At 41.7% G+C, this 17,235-nt stretch carries 14 protein-coding genes; all 14 read left to right on the top strand.

Annotated features, from left to right (window positions below; translation table 11 throughout):
• The first annotated feature begins 74 nt into the window (after positions 1-74).
• Positions 75-914 (top strand): aldo/keto reductase, encoded by an 840-nt coding sequence (locus I6N96_RS13855; protein WP_209558145.1) that lies wholly within the window; start codon positions 75-77, stop codon positions 912-914.
• A 17-nt stretch (positions 915-931) separates the two neighbouring features.
• The gene (locus I6N96_RS13860; RefSeq protein WP_209558146.1) at positions 932-1,726 is read left to right on the top strand and encodes an SDR family NAD(P)-dependent oxidoreductase; all 795 of its coding nucleotides are present in this window, start codon (positions 932-934) and stop codon (positions 1,724-1,726) included.
• A 624-nt stretch (positions 1,727-2,350) separates the two neighbouring features.
• Positions 2,351-3,322, top strand: a complete 972-nt coding sequence (locus I6N96_RS13865) for a diaminopimelate dehydrogenase (protein WP_209558147.1) — start codon at positions 2,351-2,353, stop codon at positions 3,320-3,322.
• A gap of 137 nt (positions 3,323-3,459) precedes the next feature.
• Complete coding sequence (locus I6N96_RS13870) at positions 3,460-4,110, top strand: DUF998 domain-containing protein (protein WP_209558148.1); 651 nt, start codon at positions 3,460-3,462, stop codon at positions 4,108-4,110.
• A 335-nt stretch (positions 4,111-4,445) separates the two neighbouring features.
• Positions 4,446-5,315 carry an Abi family protein gene (locus I6N96_RS13875; RefSeq protein WP_209558149.1) on the top strand — a complete coding sequence of 290 codons (870 nt, stop codon included), beginning with the start codon at positions 4,446-4,448 and terminating at the stop codon, positions 5,313-5,315.
• A gap of 252 nt (positions 5,316-5,567) precedes the next feature.
• The gene (map, locus tag I6N96_RS13880) at positions 5,568-6,320 is read left to right on the top strand and encodes a type I methionyl aminopeptidase (protein ID WP_209558150.1); all 753 of its coding nucleotides are present in this window, start codon (positions 5,568-5,570) and stop codon (positions 6,318-6,320) included.
• Positions 6,321-7,135: 815 nt separating this feature from the next.
• Positions 7,136-7,867 carry a MurR/RpiR family transcriptional regulator gene (locus I6N96_RS13885; RefSeq protein ID WP_209558151.1) on the top strand — a complete coding sequence of 244 codons (732 nt, stop codon included), beginning with the start codon at positions 7,136-7,138 and terminating at the stop codon, positions 7,865-7,867.
• A 136-nt stretch (positions 7,868-8,003) separates the two neighbouring features.
• Entirely contained in the window at positions 8,004-9,446 is a 1,443-nt protein-coding gene (locus I6N96_RS13890) for a 6-phospho-beta-glucosidase (protein ID WP_209558152.1), read from the top strand.
• Positions 9,447-9,456: 10 nt separating this feature from the next.
• Positions 9,457-11,595, top strand: coding sequence for a glycoside hydrolase family 3 N-terminal domain-containing protein (locus I6N96_RS13895; RefSeq protein ID WP_209558153.1), 2,139 nt, complete (start codon positions 9,457-9,459; stop codon positions 11,593-11,595).
• A gap of 164 nt (positions 11,596-11,759) precedes the next feature.
• Positions 11,760-12,767 carry a LacI family DNA-binding transcriptional regulator gene (locus tag I6N96_RS13900; protein WP_430650165.1) on the top strand — a complete coding sequence of 336 codons (1,008 nt, stop codon included), beginning with the start codon at positions 11,760-11,762 and terminating at the stop codon, positions 12,765-12,767.
• A gap of 170 nt (positions 12,768-12,937) precedes the next feature.
• A complete protein-coding gene (locus tag I6N96_RS13905) occupies positions 12,938-13,843 on the top strand; it encodes an ABC transporter permease (RefSeq protein WP_209558216.1) in 906 nt (301 codons plus the stop codon).
• A 10-nt stretch (positions 13,844-13,853) separates the two neighbouring features.
• Positions 13,854-14,777: a carbohydrate ABC transporter permease gene (locus tag I6N96_RS13910; RefSeq protein ID WP_209558155.1), complete on the top strand. Its 924-nt coding sequence runs from the start codon at positions 13,854-13,856 to the stop codon at positions 14,775-14,777.
• Between the two features lie 131 nt (positions 14,778-14,908).
• Complete coding sequence (locus I6N96_RS13915; protein ID WP_209558156.1) at positions 14,909-16,561, top strand: type 2 periplasmic-binding domain-containing protein; 1,653 nt, start codon at positions 14,909-14,911, stop codon at positions 16,559-16,561.
• A gap of 53 nt (positions 16,562-16,614) precedes the next feature.
• Positions 16,615-17,232 (top strand): DUF624 domain-containing protein, encoded by a 618-nt coding sequence (locus I6N96_RS13920; RefSeq protein ID WP_209558157.1) that lies wholly within the window; start codon positions 16,615-16,617, stop codon positions 17,230-17,232.
• Positions 17,233-17,235 lie beyond the last annotated feature (3 nt).

A 17,235-nucleotide genomic window follows, 5' to 3' on the forward strand; every position in this document is an offset into this window, starting at 1 on the left:
CAAAAAAGTGGGTACTATACATAAATGCATCTTCATTATATGATAATCCTACAAAATTGCAAGGAGATGTTTTGATGATTCAATCACTGACAGATACATATACACTGAATAATGGTACAAAGATTCCCGGACTAGGATTAGGTGTGTTTCAAATTCCTGATGCTGAAACCGCAAATGTCGTTAAAGAAGGGATCATCAATGGCTATCGTTTGATCGACACGGCTCAGATTTACGGCAATGAAGCAGGAACTGGCGACGGGATCAGACAAGGTCTGGCAGCGACGGGCTTAAAACGTGAGGATATTTTTGTTACATCCAAAGTCTGGAATGCCCATTTGACGTATGATGAAACAGTCGCTGCCTTTGAAGAAAGCCTGACTCGTCTAGGTTTGGAATATTTGGATTTATACTTGATTCACTGGCCGGGAGCAGATGCTTTCAAGGAATCGTGGCAAGCGTTGGAGGCTCTATATAAAGCAGGGAAAATCAAAGCGATTGGCGTTAGTAACTTCCAAATTCATCATCTGGAGGCACTACTTTCTTATGCGACAGTTGTGCCAGTGATCAATCAAATCGAACTGCATCCGAAGCTATCACAGGTTGAATTGCGTGCGTTTGGTAAGGAGCATGGAATCAAGATTCAAGCATGGTCACCATTGATGCAAGGACAGCTGCTGACACATCCGGAGATTTTGACTATTGCAGACAAATACAATAAATCAGCGGCTCAAATTATTCTGCGTTGGGCTATTCAACAGGATATCCTATTAGTAGTGAAATCGGTTCATGCGGATCGTATGATCAGCAATTCTGATGTATTTGATTTTAAATTGGAACGAGAGGATATGGATCGCTTGAATGCATTAAATGAATCATTACGAGTTGGTCCGAATCCGGATAGCTTTGATTTTTAGACTTGGGAGGGAAGAATATGGACTTAGCATTGAAGGGGAAAACAGCATTAGTCACAGGATCGACAAAGGGGATTGGTAAGGCCATCGCTACAGAGCTGGCTCGTGAAGGAGCGAATGTGATCATTAACGGGAGACAGCTGGAATCTGTGGCAGAAGTAGTTGCAGCACTGAAAAAGGAGTTTCCGACAACGGAGCCTCAAGCTGCTGCGTATGATATCTCAGAGGTGAATGAAAGAGAAAAGCTGTTTAGAGAGTTTCCGGAAGTCGATATCTTAGTTAATAATATGGGGATTTTTCAACCGATGGACTATTTTGACATTACCGATGAGGTCTGGGAACATTTCTTTTCAGTCAATGTACTAGCTGGTAATGCATTGGCAAAATTTTACCTGCCTAAGATGCTGACCGATGATTTTGGTCGAATCATTTTTATTGCCAGTGAAGAAGCAATCATGCCTTCAGGTGAAATGCCTCAATACAGCATGACCAAAACGATGAATCTGTCGTTGGCTAAAAGTTTGTCTAAGTTGACAAAGGCGACAAATGTTACGGTTAATACAATTATGCCGGGTTCGACTTTAACAGAAGGCGTTCAGCATATGTTAGAGGAGATGTACAAGGACAGCTCTTTGGCTGAAAGTGAATGGGAGCAGGATTTCATGAAGCATCATCGCCCACTGTCGCAAATTCAACGGCTGATTCGGCCAGAGGAAATCGGTCGTTTTGCTGCGTTCGTTGCGAGTCCCTATGCTTCTTCCTTTTCCGGTGCGGCGCTACGTTTAGATGGAGGCTTGGTGCCGACGATTTACTGATTTTTTGTACGATTGCTTAACGCTAAGGTAGAGTCATCAGTGTATTATTTTTGAATGTCTAAAAGCTGTGCCTCCATATTCCTTATGAGCTAAACGACTTACGCAGCTTTTCTTGTTGTCTGGCTTCACGAACTAGTTCCTTTTGACAATAAGGTAAAGCCTACCTCATGATGAAGAGCATCATGGGCAGTTTTACCTTATTGCTCAGGAACTGTCCAAGTTCGCTCAGCTTTTCTTGTTGTCTAGCTTCGCAAGTCAGCTCAATCGACGATAAGACAAACTGCTGTTAGTAAACAATTCAAGAGATTTTAGACAGGTGTATCTACGGTTCTCGCTGTTGCTGTGATCCTCGATACAAAACATTACAATTATACCGTTTTTCTATATCGCTCATGAGCTAAACGACGTGCTCAGCTTTTCTTTCTGTCCAGCTTCGCAGACCAACTTCTTCGGCAATAAGATAATTTGTCTTCAATGATTAGGAGGCATCATTGAGTCAAGTTCCTATATTGCTTAGAAGCTACCCAGTCTGCTCAGCTTTTCGTATAAATCATCAACTTTTCTCTCTTTTTCTGTGTGCGATATAGTATAATTTTAGTAAATGATTTTTAGGAGTGAAAAAGTATGATCAAAGTTGCAATAGTCGGGTACGGGAATCTGGGGCGCGGGGTTGAGCGTTCATTGAAACAAAATCAGGATATGGAATTAGTCGGGGTGTTTACAAGAAGGGCACCTGAAAATGTTGCAACCGAAGGAGCACAGGCTTTTCACATGGATGAGCTGAACAACAAAAGAGGAGAAATCGATGTTTGCATTTTATGTGGTGGGTCGGCAACGGATTTGCCTGTTCAAACACCGGAAGTGACAAAGTACTTTAATACAGTCGACAGCTTTGACACCCATGCAAAGATCCCTGAGCATTTTTCGAAAGTGGACCAGATTGCGAGGGAACATCAGTCGGTCTCTGTTATTTCTACAGGCTGGGACCCAGGGTTGTTTAGCTTAAATCGTTTATATGCACAAAGCATTTTACCTCAGGGAGGGACCTATACCTTTTGGGGCAAAGGGGTCAGCCAAGGACATTCAGATGCAATTAGACGAATTGCCGGTGTAGTTGATGCGACCCAATATACTATTCCAAATAATGAAGTTATTGAAAAACTAAAAGGCGGCGAGAAGCTTGAGTTAAGTACCAGAGATAAGCATTTTAGAGAATGCTATGTTGTTTTGGAAGCTGGTGCTGATGAAGAAGCGATACGAGCAGAAATCGTATCTATGCCGAATTATTTTGCCGATTACGATACAGAGGTTCACTTTATTTCAATGGATGAATTGAACCGAGACCATAAAGCGATGCCCCATGGGGGAACCGTTCTTCATACCGGTACAACCCATGAAGCGACAAAACAAGTAATTGAGTACAATCTGCATTTAGACAGCAATCCGGAATTCACTGCTAGTGTGTTAGTTGCTTATGCTAGGGCGTGCGTTCGTCTAGCGAAAGAAAAACAGTTTGGTGCATTCACTGTACTGGATATCGCACCGAAATATCTATCACCGATAGATGATGCAACGTTGAGAAAAGAGCTATTGTAAGAATGAAAGATAAGGATGGAAGAGACTTATTAGAAGTCTCTGACCGTCCTTTTTTCTTTTAGTGAGAAATGGTGCTATCCTTTTTATGAGGATTCATTTTTGAGCATGTGTAAATCGATTAGTTGGAGATGATGAGATTGAATAAATGGAAAAAGTATGGCTTTTACTTTTTGCTGATGGGGGTATTTAGTGATTTTTTGACACCTTATGTACTAGGTATTTTTTATCCAAAGCTGAATCAGATGACAGCTGTAATGAGCTTGTTTGGTGATGTTGGCAGTCCGGTCCGTCAGGCTTTTTTGATTTGGTCAGTAGTAGCAGGAATGCTTTATGTTCTATCACTGCCGGCTATCTATCAGACATTTAAAGATATTTCCCAACCGTTAGCATGTTCAACTGCTTTTGCAATCGGTGCGTATGGGATAGGTGACTGCATCTTTACGGGCGTATTCAGTGTTGATACTGAACAGGCGCAGTGGACCTTTTCAACCTGGGTGCATAACATCGGATCAGGTATTGGTTATACCGGTTTTCTGACTTTCCCGCTGTTTCTATTTTTGCTGTATAGAAAACAAGGGAATCCTTCCCAAAGCCGCAAGTATCTATGGCTATGGTTCATCAGCTTATTTTTTGCCGGAATCTATGGTTTGACGCGAATTCCACAGATAAACGATTTGCCATTGCTCAGTCAAATAGGGTTATGGCAACGAATCAGTTTTCTATTCAATTATCTGCCCATCGTACTGTTTGCTGTGGAGCAGATTAAACGGAATGATGTGGGAACATAAATTGTTATTGAGATAGAGATAAAAAAATAATTAAAGTAATCTTTAACGTGGGATGATCTATCGAACGATTCACGAATTTTTATACTGAAAAGGAATGGTATAGTTAAATCAGGGAAGAGTTGGATTGCTTTCTAAAACAACATGAAATCTTTTTCATTATGTGATATCTACGTGATAGTGTTTGGAAAAATCAGTGATACAGTATTTAAGTCAAATACTTATTTTCAAACGGTTGACGCGTGATATATTATACGATATTCTATTATTAATAGAACCCCGCACACCTCTCAACGATGTGTCCCAAGCGGGGACGTTTTTTTATAGGAGATTAACTTATGGTTGATTATAGTAAACCAGCTACTACTTATGATGAACAAATAGAACTGCTTAAAAGTCGAAATTTAATTATTGAAGACGAAGAGAATGCAAAGGGATTTTTGAAAAGTGTTGGCTATTTCAGATTATCTGGGTATTGGCTTACTCTTTGTCAAGGTAAGGATGTATTTAAGAATGGCGCAACATTTAATCATATTATAAATATTTATGATACAGATGCTGAGTTAAAAAAACTTTTATTTGGTCTGTTGGAAGATATTGAAATTAATTATAGAACAGCTATTTCTCATGAATTTTCATTTTATTATAGTCCAATCGATCATTACAATAAACTTAATTTTGATAAAGAAGAGTGGTATATAAAGTGGTTCGATACTTTTGAGGAATCTGTCTCTAGGGCAACGAAAAGGAATGAATTGTTTGTAAAGCACTATAGCCGGAAGTATAAAAATATATTTCCAATATGGACCGCTTTAGAAATGTCTAGTTTTGGAGACTTATCAAAATTTTATAATAATTTGAAAACAGATTTGAGGAAGAAGATTGCTAAGCAAACAATAAGCTTCAGTAATGTATATTTAGAGAATTGGTTATATGTTCTTTCTGTTGTAAGAAACATGTGTGGCCACAATAGCAGATTGTATGATAGAAGACTAAATATAAAACCAAAACTGACAGCAAAAGAACTCACAAAGATAAGCAATTCATCATTATTTTCTGTTATAGTAATTTGTAAGAAAGTCTCTTTACAAGAAGAAAGCTGGCAGAAATTTTATGATAGTCTTCTAAAAATTATTGAGGAAAATCGAATTGGTGTTGATTGGAAATTGTATGGATTCCCTGACAATTGGCAAGACTATTTTATTTAGTATTGAATGGAGAAAGTGATATACAGATTTTCTGTGAAGTAGTATGTAATGGGTAAGAAGAAAGATTAGATATGTAGAACCCAAATCATTTGCTGTAGTAATGGTAAGTTTTTATCAATGCACAGCATAGATAATGATATTCATATTTTGATTTCCAGACCTTATTTGTTAAGGTCTTTTATTTATTTTGAAAATAGAGTATTTTGTCTTATACTATCAAGAGAGTCTCATCTAACGAAAAGAGGAAGTCCAATGATTACATTAAAATCAACTAGAGAAATTGAGCAAATGAAGGAATCAGGAGCGATTCTTGCCGGCATACATAAGCAGTTGAGAGAGGTAATCAAGCCGGGGATCACTACGAATGAGATCAATCAGTTTGTCCATAAAAAAATTGAAGATGCAGGGGCTGTAGCTGCACAAATCGGTTTTGAGGGGTATGAATTTGCGACCTGTATCAGTGTGAATGAAGAAATCTGCCATGGCTTTCCGTCCAATTACCGCTTGAAATCAGGTGATGTGGTAAAGGTTGATTTCTGTGTCGATTTGCATGGAGCGATTTCAGATAGCTGTTGGACATATGCAGTGGGAGAAATCACGTCGGAACATCAGGAATTGATGGCGGTCACACTGGAAGCGTTGATGCTGGGGATTGACCAGGCACAGGTTGGCAACCGAGTTGGGGATATTGGCCATGCGATCCAGAGCTATGCAGAATCAAAAGGCTTTGGTGTTGTCAGAGACTTTATTGCTCACGGAATTGGACCGACGATCCATGAAGAACCATTTTTCCCTCATTATGGGATTGCAGGAAAAGGACTGCGTCTAAAAGAAGGCATGACCATTACTATCGAACCGATGATCACAACAGGGACCTGGCGAATGAAGATGGACCCAAATGGTTGGACAGCACGGACGATCGACGGCGGTTATTGTGCTCAATACGAGCATTCGATTGCGATCACAAAAGATGGTCCGGTCATTATGACGGCACAGGAAGAATAGCATTGGATGTATCTGTAGGATCAATAATAAAATAACATATAGAAGGGGTTGTGACATAAGGCTGTCACAACCCCTAAAACTCGAATAAACGGTGTTTCCAATCTCTGTGTGTGTTGAGAACCGTAACGAAGTAAGACTCGTAGACGTAAAGCTCGCTCCACCATGCTTCGAGGATCGGAGCATATTCCTTCAATTCTTAATAGCGTTACTATTTTGAGGATGATGAGATCGTAACGAAGTGTATCAATCAACATCTATTCATGAAATGAATACCTGCTATTTGCTTCTGCACAAAGTTCGTCGCATATCTTATGTTCCTGTAAGATATCCTGACAAGTTTCGGATTGCCCTTCTTATTGCGTTGAATCACGAAGAATGAAATGATTTGGTGTTTTCTCGTGCAACTCGTTAACTCCTATTAAGGAATGAATTTTTTACAAATTTATAAGAGTGTCGTCACACATACCAATACCATTCCACTAGAACCTTGTATACGAGTGGAACTGGCAACTCGTCACAGTTTAGATCTTACAAGTGATGAACATATCCACTCTTGGCTTTCGGAGCTGAACATTTCTGTCACAGCCTTTTTTTTGTTTTAAATCCGAATGAATAACAGTAAATCTCCTCATCCAAACCCATGCTTTTATGAAAAAATTCTCCATGAATCAAGAGACAGAAAAAGAAGAGGGCGCTAATCATTTAATAGACGATTGGGTAGAAGCGTGATAGGATTCTATCTGAGTACATGTTCTGTTAAGGAGCAATTGGTACGAAGTTTTTTTGATCAAATAATAAAAAAAGGGGTTTCTAAGATGTCTTTTTTCGGTAAAATCAATTTCAACGAGCTATCAGAAACAGATCGTGCGATTTATCATTTTATGGCCAGCAACAGCAGTAAAATTCCTTATATGAGGGTTCGAGATATTGCCAAAGAATCTCATACATCAACATCCTCCGTGATGCGTTTTATTCGAAAAATCGGCTATACCAGCTTTACTGAATTTCGCAGTCAATTCAAGATAGAAGAAGCCTCTGAAAGTAAAAGTTTTGATTATGGTGAAAAATTACTGTCGAAGGATCGGTTTCCCAAAGATGTCGAGGGACGGTTGCGGAAAGTTGCTGAAAAAATGGTCAACTGTGAAAATGTTGTCTTTTTCGGGATGGGTTCTTCTGCAGCCATGTGCGAGTATGCGGCACGAAGAGCAGCGATAACAGGGCTTAACAGCTTTGCTTTGGTGGATCACACCTATCCTCTTTTTTCAAAATTACGGAATACGACAGATAACATGATGATCACGCTCTCTGTGACAGGAAGAACAACGGAAATCGTGGAAATCGTCAATGGGTTTCGAAATGCACTGGACTATACGACAGTCGCAATCACGAGTGATGAAAACAGTCCGCTGGCAAAGATGACGGATTATGTTCTTTCGTATCAGATTGATGTGGAACGGCTAGAGCAGCATCAAGACATGACCAGTCAAATCCCCTGTGTATACCTTATTGAAAAGCTGATAGATTTATGTGGAGAAATGAATGAATAGAATCACGATGGCACACCTTGTGCCATCGTGATTCTTTTTTCTGTTTTGCGGTACAGAAACCAAAAGAGGGAAAAGCAATGTTTTTGAAAACGTTTTTATTATATACTTTGCTCATCAACCAGATGGAGTGAAGAGGATGCAGCAGAATAGTTTTCCAAAAAAATTTTTATGGGGTGGGGCTGTCGCAGCTCACCAGATTGAAGGGGCCTACCTTGAAGATGGTAAGGGCTTAAGTATTGCAGATGTAGTGACTGCTGGAGGTAATGGAATTGCCCGTGAAATCACAGAAGGTGTGTTGCCGGATCGTTATTACCCGAATCATGAAGCCATTGATTTCTATCATCGATATAAAGAAGATATTCAGTTATTGAAGGAGTTGGGCATCAAGGTTTTTCGAACATCGATTGCCTGGTCGCGGATTTTTCCGAAGGGTGATGAGGAGCAGCCGAATGAGGCAGGCTTAGCGTATTATGATGCACTCTTTGACGAGCTTCGTGCGAACGGGATCGAGCCAATCATTACCTTATCTCATTTTGAAATTCCATATCATCTGGCCGAAGCCTATGGCGGATTTAGGAATAAGAAGCTGATCGATTTCTTTGTTCATTATGCAGAAACAGTCATGACACGCTATAAGGACAAAGTGAAGTACTGGATGACCTTCAACGAAATCAATAATCAGGCAGATGGTCAGCATGAGCTGCATACCTGGACGAATTCGGCGCTGAGGTTTGAAGAGGGTGAAAATAAAGAAGAAATCACTTTTCAGGCAGGATTGAATGAATTGATCGCCAGTGCCAAAGCGGTCAAGCTAGGGCATGAAATCAATTCGGATTTTCAAATTGGCTGTATGATGGCCTACGTACCTGTTTATCCCTATACCTCAAGACCGGAAGACCTGATGGCATCATTGAAGGTTATGCAGCGGCGTTTCTTTTACAGTGATATCCATGCCAGAGGTATCCTGCCGGGCTACGTCTTGAAATATTGGGAAAAAATGGAGTATCAGATCGATTATTCAGAAGACGAGCTGCAGGCGTTGAAGGAGGGAACCGTTGATTATATTGGTTTCAGCTATTATATGTCGGGAACTGTTACTACAGTGGAAGAGCTTCAAGGCTATCCAATCGCTGATTTCCCACAGGCGAAAATGCTCAATAATCCGTATGTTTCAGCAAGTGATTGGGGCTGGCAAATCGACCCTGTTGGCTTGCGTTATACCTTGAACTTGATTTATGAGCGCTATAATTTACCGCTGTTCATTGTTGAAAACGGGTTTGGCGCCTACGATCAGCTGACGAAAGACGGGAAGATTGAAGACGGCTATCGTATTGATTATCTGCGCAAGCATATTCAGGAAATGAAGGCGGCGGTACTTGAGGATGGGATCGAACTTTTAGGTTACACTCCTTGGGGAATCATTGATATTGTCAGCTTTGGGTCTGGGGAGATGGAGAAGCGCTACGGAATGATTTATGTAGATAAAGACAATCAAGGGAATGGGAGTCTCAAACGATTGAAAAAGGATTCCTTCAACTGGTATCAACAGGTGATTCGTAGTAATGGTGAGACTATTTAAGGGAGACATTATGAAAAAAAATGAACTGAAAGAACTCATAAATGAAATGACTTTGGAAGAAAAAATTGGTCAGCTCGTTCAGGTGACACCGGATTTCTTCGATCAGGAGGGAGAAATCACAGGTCCGGCGGCTGAATGGCGGCTGTCGGAAGAAAAGTTGTTTCAGATCGGATCGGTTTTAGGCACCCATACAGCAGAACAAGTTTATATGATCCAGAAGACCTATCTGGAAAAAAGCCGGTTAAGTATTCCGCTGCTGTTTATGGCAGATGTCATTCATGGCTATGAAACAATTTTCCCGATACCGCTGGCATTGGCCAGCAGCTTCTCTGCTGAATTGACTGAAGAAGTTGCAAGATTGTCGGCGTTGGAAGCAACAAGGGCAGGCGTTCATGTGACGTTTTCACCAATGGCGGATCATGTGATGGATTCTCGATGGGGGCGAGTACTGGAAAGCAATGGAGAAGATCCGACCCTATCTGCTGAGTTGACGAAAGGCTATGTCAGAGGCTATCAAGGAACGGACTTGGCACAAGACACAGAACGTTTGGCAGCGTGTGTTAAGCATTTTGTCGGCTATGGTGCAGTGCAGGGGGGACGTGACTATAACCATGTTGACCTGTCACCAATCGAGCTGCATCAGAATTATTTGCCGGCCTTTCAAGCGGCGCTTGATGAGGGTGTGAAATTAGTCATGACCTCGTTCAATCCAATCAATGGACAACTCATGTCCCTCAATCGCTCCTTGATCAAAGAAACATTACGCCAGGAGATGGGATTTGATGGGGTAGTCATTTCTGACTGGAATGCGTTGGAGGAATTGCTGGCACATCGAGTGGTGAGAGACAAGTATCAGGCAGCGGCAGAGGCTTTTGAGGCAGGAACAGATATTGATATGATGAGCGACTGTTATATCAATCATCTCGCTGATTTTTCAGGATTGGACAGCCAAGCGCTTGATGAAGCCGTATATCGACTATTGACCTTGAAAAACGAACTGGGCTTGTTTGAAAATCCGTTTCGAGGGATCACAGCGAATGCTGCATCGATAGAGCACAGCCTACGTAAGGCGACGAAGGAAGCAGCCATGAAGAGCTTTGTTTTGCTGAAAAATGAAGATAGTATTTTACCTGTTTCACAGAAGCAGAGGCTATTCCTACTTGGACCTAAAGCAGATTCTAAAGATATCTTGGGCGCATGGTCATGGATTGGAAAAACAGCGAATGCAATCAGTCTTGCCGAAGGTCTTAGTCATCGAGTGCCTGATTTAACCATAGGGAAAGCTGCATCATGGGCGGAGCTTTCTGCCGAAGAGTATCTTTCACTATGCGAAGAGGCAAGAAATAGTGAGGTGGTTGTTCTGGCTTTGGGCGAATCCTCGGAGGAAACCGGTGAAGCTGCCAGTAAGGCAATCCTTAGTTTGCCGGAGAGTCAAATTGAGCTGGTAAAAAGAATCTCAGCAGTCAATCCAAATTTAGTAGTTGTACTTTTCAATGGTCGCCCGTTGGAGCTGACAGCTATCGAACCTTACGTAAAGGGGATATTGGAAGCTTGGTTCCCTGGAAGCGAGGGAGGTCATGCAATTGCTGAGACGCTCACTGGCTATTATGATCCGCAAGGAAAACTGCCAATGAGCTTTCCAAGAGCAGTTGGGCAGCTGCCGTTTTCTTATCAGGCATATTCTACAGGCCGTCCGCTGACCGAGAAAAATCAAACAGAAAAATACGTATCCAAATACATGGATGTAGGTAATGATCCGCTTTATCCGTTTGGCTATGGACTAAGCTACAGTAATGTTTGTATTGAAGCAATTAGTCAATCAGCTGAAGTACTAACAAGAGAGAAGCCGTTGACGATTCAGGCAAGCGTCAAGAATCCCTCAACGAGAGAAGGGGTTGCCACAGTTCAGTTGTATATCGAAGACATGGTAACAGAACTTGTTCGCCCGGTAAGAGAGTTGAAATCGTGGCAGAAGCTGAACGTCACAGGAGAAACAACAGAGAGGTGTACATTTACATTGACAGCAGATGATTTGGCTTATGTCCATAGAGACTTAAAGCGATATCCTGATTTTGGTCAGTTTCGATTTTTCATTGGATTGGATAGCCGAACGACGCTGGCTGGACAGTTCGAATTTTGTGAAAGCTGAGGGTGTGACAAAGCTTCCCCATGTGGCGAGGGACCGCAGGAACAGAAGAACTAGGCTCTTCTCTAGGAAAGGAAATAGGGCAGACCAATGTCATAGCCCCCTTGGAAATGCTGAAGGTCGGTGCGGCATTCTCTTTATAAAAGGGTTATTACCAATAGGAGATAATTATGAACAGACTAACGATAAGAGATGTGGCAAGAGAAGCCGGTGTTTCCATAGCAACAGTTTCTAAAGCATTGAACGGTGTGGATGTTGTGAAGCCGGAGACGAAGGAACGGATTGTGGAAGTGGCGGAGCGGCTGCATTACGTCCCTAACTTGATGGGAAAACAATTGAAGGCACGCCAGACAAAGATGCTGGGTTTCTATACAAATAGCATCACCGGACCGTATTTCAGTACAGTAGTCGAATCGATTGCTCGTGAAGCGGAAAGGAACGGTTATGGTGTGAACGTGTTTATTTCAACGGATAAAAAGGTTGTACTGAATTCGATCATGGGCAGTGTAGTGGATGGGATCATTGGATTTGAGGATCTGATCACGGAAGAAGATCTGCTGGCAATCAAACGAGAAAAAATCAAGGCTGTTTTCATCGATCGAGATATTTCGGATGAGACGATCGGCAGTGTCGTTTTTGATTCCTTTGCAAAAGCAAAAGAAGCAACAGAATACTTGATTGAGTTGGGGCATCGGCGCATCAGCTTTATTGCTGGTTTTGAGAAAAGCTATGACAGTGATGAACGTCTTGCTGGCTATAAGGCAGCTTTGACAGAAGCTGGGATTCCAGTTGATGATACATTGATATTGCAAGGTTTTTTTGAAGAAGCAGCGGCATATTCAAGTGTTCGCTCATTTGTTCGAAGCTACCATGAGGAGCTGCCGACTGCTATATTGGCAGGGAATGATTTGAGCGGGATTGGAACAGTCAAGGCTCTGATCGATTCCGGTTATACCGTACCTGATGATTTTAGTGTAATGGGATTTGATGATATCGATTTGCTGGAATATTTTACACCGGCATTGACGACGGTACATAATCCGATTGCCAAGCAAGGGACATTAGCGGTCGAGCATTTATTGGATCTAATCAATAAACGTGCTGTCGGTCAATCATTCAAGCTGGAGGGTGAACTGCTTATTCGTAAATCAACAAAACGATTGAATAGTATATAAATCTTGTTGCAGATGCTGCGTCTGTAAAGGTGTTGAATGCGACTCTCGTTTCATCAACAGGATTTATAGGATACGCGATTCAGCATAAAATAAAAACGTTTTTATTTTCAGGAGGGGGATTTTTAGTGGAAGCAAAAGTGGTAAAAAAGAGCTCTTTGTCCGAACGGTTCATGGGCTTTTGGAGAGGCTTTGCCAAACAGTGGCAGTTACAGATGATGGCAATACCCGGCATTGTTTATATGATTATTTTCAGCTTTATTCCGATTTATGGATTGACGATCGCCTTCAAGAATTACACGGTGATCGATACGATCGGCGGGGCGCAATGGGTTGGTTGGGATAACTTTGAGATCATCATGAAGGATCGTTATTTCTGGCAGTCTGTTGTCAACACGTTAGGCATCAGCTTTCTAAAGCTGGCTTTCGGCTTTGTCTTACCGATCATTATTTCCATCATGATTTTTGAGCTTCGGGATAGTGTCTTTAAACGAGTGATTCAGACTATTTCTTATCTACCGCATTTTCTCTCATGGATCATTTTGGGCGGCATGCTGATCACTTGGTTTTCTTCTACCGGTATGATCAATCAGCTGTTGAATATGGTCGGGATTGCGACAGAGCAGAACCACATGCTGGATGTAGGTAAATATTGGTGGATCGCGGCACTCTCTGATGTTTGGAAGGAAGCTGGTTGGGGGACGATCCTTTATTTGGCAACCATGTCGAAAATCGATCCGACTTATTATGAAGCGGCGAAGATGGATGGTGCCAGCCGCTTGAGGCAAACATGGAGTATCACGATCCCGATGATGAGAAATATCATTTCCTTGAACTTGATTTTGACTGTAAGCGGTTTATTCAACTCGAATTTAGATCAGACACTGGTTCTGATGAACTCGCAGAATCAGCCGAAAGCAGAAGTGATCAATTCCTATGTGTATCGAATTGGTCTGATGCAGGGAGACTTTTCTTATGCAACAGCTGTGGGTCTGGGAGTTGCTGTTATTTCAGTTGTGCTTCTGGCAATCACAAATATTGTGACGAAAAAGCTAAACGACAATCAATCGGTATTATAGGAGGGAAATTATGGAACTGGGAAAGAAAAAACAACTGTCTTTTTCAAAATCAAAGAGCAATGTTGTACAGGATAAAGACAGCAAAATATTCAATTTGGTCAATGTCATACTGCTTCTAGTTTTTACTGTTGTGATCGTTGTGCCTATCTGGAATATCGTTGCCTCCTCCTTTGCTTCAAGCACAGCATTAGCTGAAGGGAACTTTATTTTCTGGCCGTCAGAAATTTCTTTTGAAAACTACAATCGAGTTCTCAAAGACCCAAGTATCTGGCGTTCACTGCTTGTCTCAGTTGGGAAAACGGTGATTGGGGTACTGGCGCACACCTTATTCTGCGCAATCATGGCTTATGCGTTGAGTAAACGTGATCTAAAAGGGCGTACGCTCTATTCGACGATGGGGATCATCACCATGTTTTTCACTGGGGGTATGATCCCAACCTATTTACTGATCAAGTCCTTGGGATTGCTGAATACGTTTTGGGTTTATATCATCCCGGCTTTACTGAGCTATTATGATGTCATTATTTTGATGAACTTTTTCAGGGATGTACCTGTTTCGCTTGAAGAGTCAGCGAAAATCGATGGTGCTAGTGATTGGAAAGTGTTTACCAGTATCTACGCACCCTTGTCCAAGCCTGCTTTGGCAACGATCGCTCTCTTTCATGGTGTCTGGCAATGGAACGACTTTATGACAGCGAAGCTGTATGTAACAGATAAAGCTTTGTATCCATTACAGATGAAGCTCTATGAAATCATTACACAGTCACAGGCAGCATCGAGCCAGGGACTAAATGCGGCATTAACGATCAATACCACCTCAAAAGGTGTACAACTGGCGACAATCGTCATCACGACAGTTCCAATCATCATGATTTATCCATTGCTGCAAAGACATTTTATTTCCGGCATGATGCTGGGTGCGGTAAAAGAATAGACGTCGTTCGATCATTTACAATCGCTTAGCCTGAGTCTGGCGATTTTAACCGATGGAGCAACAAAATAAAGTGATTCATGTATCTTAATGAAACTATAAATGTATATGAAAGAAGAGAAGGAGCGTATATCATGTTAAAAAGATCGTTTGAAAAGAAGTTGGGTATCTCATTGGCGGCAGGTGCGGCATTGTTCTCGTTGGCTGCTTGCGGCGGCTCTGAAAACAGTGCAGGAGGAGACAAAGGGAAAACAGAACTCCCGTCGATCGAAGGCAGATATGAATTAGACAAGACGAAGCCTGCTTGGGAGCTGGATACTCAAAAGGATAATAAGCTGGTTTGGTATATCAATGCAGATTGGTGGAACACAGAATTTGGTTCAGATGTAGTAACCAAACAAATAAAAGAAGACCTGGATATCGATATCGAATTTATCACCGGTGACGATACAAAACTGAATACGTATTTTGCTGGTGGAGACATGCCGGATATCATCACTGTGTTTGATTCTAATTCATCCGTTGCACGTAAGGCGGAAAGCTGGGCACTGCCATTACAGGATTTGGCAGATACGTATGATCCTTATTTCTATGAAGTTGCCAGAGAAGATACATTGAACTGGTATAAGCTAAGCGACGGGAAAACATACGGCTATCCGGACTACTCCAATACGAAGGAAGACTTTGAGAGCGGCGAAGTATTTGCTCGTGATGCCTTCATTATCCGAAAAGATGTTTACGAGGGGATCGGCAAACCAGACATGACTACTCCTGAGAACTTTGTTAAGGCAATGAATCTGATCAAGGAGAAATATCCTGAGTTGATTCCATTTGGCTTCAATGACTTTGCAAAAGACGGCTCTTCTAATGGTTCGATGGATCAAGTCGTTCAAGACATGCTTGGTGTGCCGTATACAGATAAAGATGGAAATTACTATGATCGTAATCTCGATGAAGAGTATATCCAGTGGATCAAAGCATTCAGACAAGCACATGAAGACGGGAATGTCAGTGATGATTCCTTTACAGATGATGGCGACCGCTTCAAAGAAAAATTGAAAACCGGTAAATATGCGACGGTGATGATCGGCAGCTTTGTCAATCAGGGGATTTCTCTACAGGAATTTGCAGCAAAAGAACCGAATGCACAATATATCGCAGTTGACGGTATCCAAAGTACGAATGGAAATGAAGCAACATTGTCTCAGGCAGGGATTTCCGGCTGGATGGTCAATTACATCACGAATCAGGCAAAAGATCCTGCAAAAGCAATGCAAGTATTTACGTATCTTTTGAGTGACCATGGAGAAATGTTGACGAACTATGGTGTTGAAGGTGAAACGTATGAAAAGCTGGCTGATGGTAAAGTTGCCTACACCGAAGAAGCCCGTGATATTCAAAAGAATGATCCGGAGAAATGGCAAAAAGAGTATCGTGTAGGCGAATTCATCCAGTTTGGGCATGACCGTTTCAAAGCATTGAGTGATGATTCCTATGTAGAAGCAGTAAGACAGCTGCAGGAATGGGGCGATGGGAAATTACAGCCGCAATTTGCTACTGAAAATATTGGTCCTGATGCCGGTTCTCAGGAGGCACGTGCATTGAGTGCGATCCAGACGAATTGGAGTACCACTTTAGTAGGGATGCTGCGTGCGAAAAATGATGCTGAGATTGATACTCTTCTTGAATCATACAAAGATTTCCAGAAGCAAAACAATATTGATGATATCAATAAAGTAAGAAATGAAAAAATAGTCGAAAACAAAGAAAAACTGGGAATGGACTAAGAATCGAACAGACAAGGCAGCTTTACTTCTTTAAAGTAGAAAGGATGACGATCATGCCTCAATTATTCAGCACAGAAGGACTCGTGTATCGCTATATGATGCGGCTCTATCAGATCATGCTGTTGAATCTGATGTTTATTATCAGCTGTTTGCCCATTGTTACGATTGGAGCGGCTATCACAGCAGCCTATGGAACAGCCTTCAGAATGCAGCAGCATTCTGAAGGAAATATTCTGCATACCTTTATCCAAAAGTTTAAAGAAGAGTGGAAAAAAAGCACGATTGTTTGGCTGAGCTTGCTAGGTTTGCTTATTTTTACATGGCTGGGCTATCCGGTCATTCGTACGCTGCTTTTCAGCAGTCAAATCAGTTTTTATGCAGGGATGCTGCTGCTCACGATTGGTTTATTGATACTGTTGTACCTGTTCCCTTTGCTGGCTCGTTTTGACAACAAGCTTTCAATCGCGGCGGTTAATGCACTGCTGCTGTCTATCCGACATATTCCCTACAGTATTCTTATCTTCCTGCTGTGTGTCGGAGGGGGCTTTGTTTTTCCTTTTTACCTGCCTAAGCTGTTTATTCTTTGGCTATTTCTTGGCGGCGGAACAGTGATTTACGGCAGTTCCCTGATTTTTTCGAAAGTTTTTCAAGTGTATGATACAATCGAATAAAAG

Source organism: Enterococcus larvae, assembly GCF_017830045.1.
Lineage (GTDB): Bacteria > Bacillota > Bacilli > Lactobacillales > Enterococcaceae > Enterococcus_L > Enterococcus_L larvae.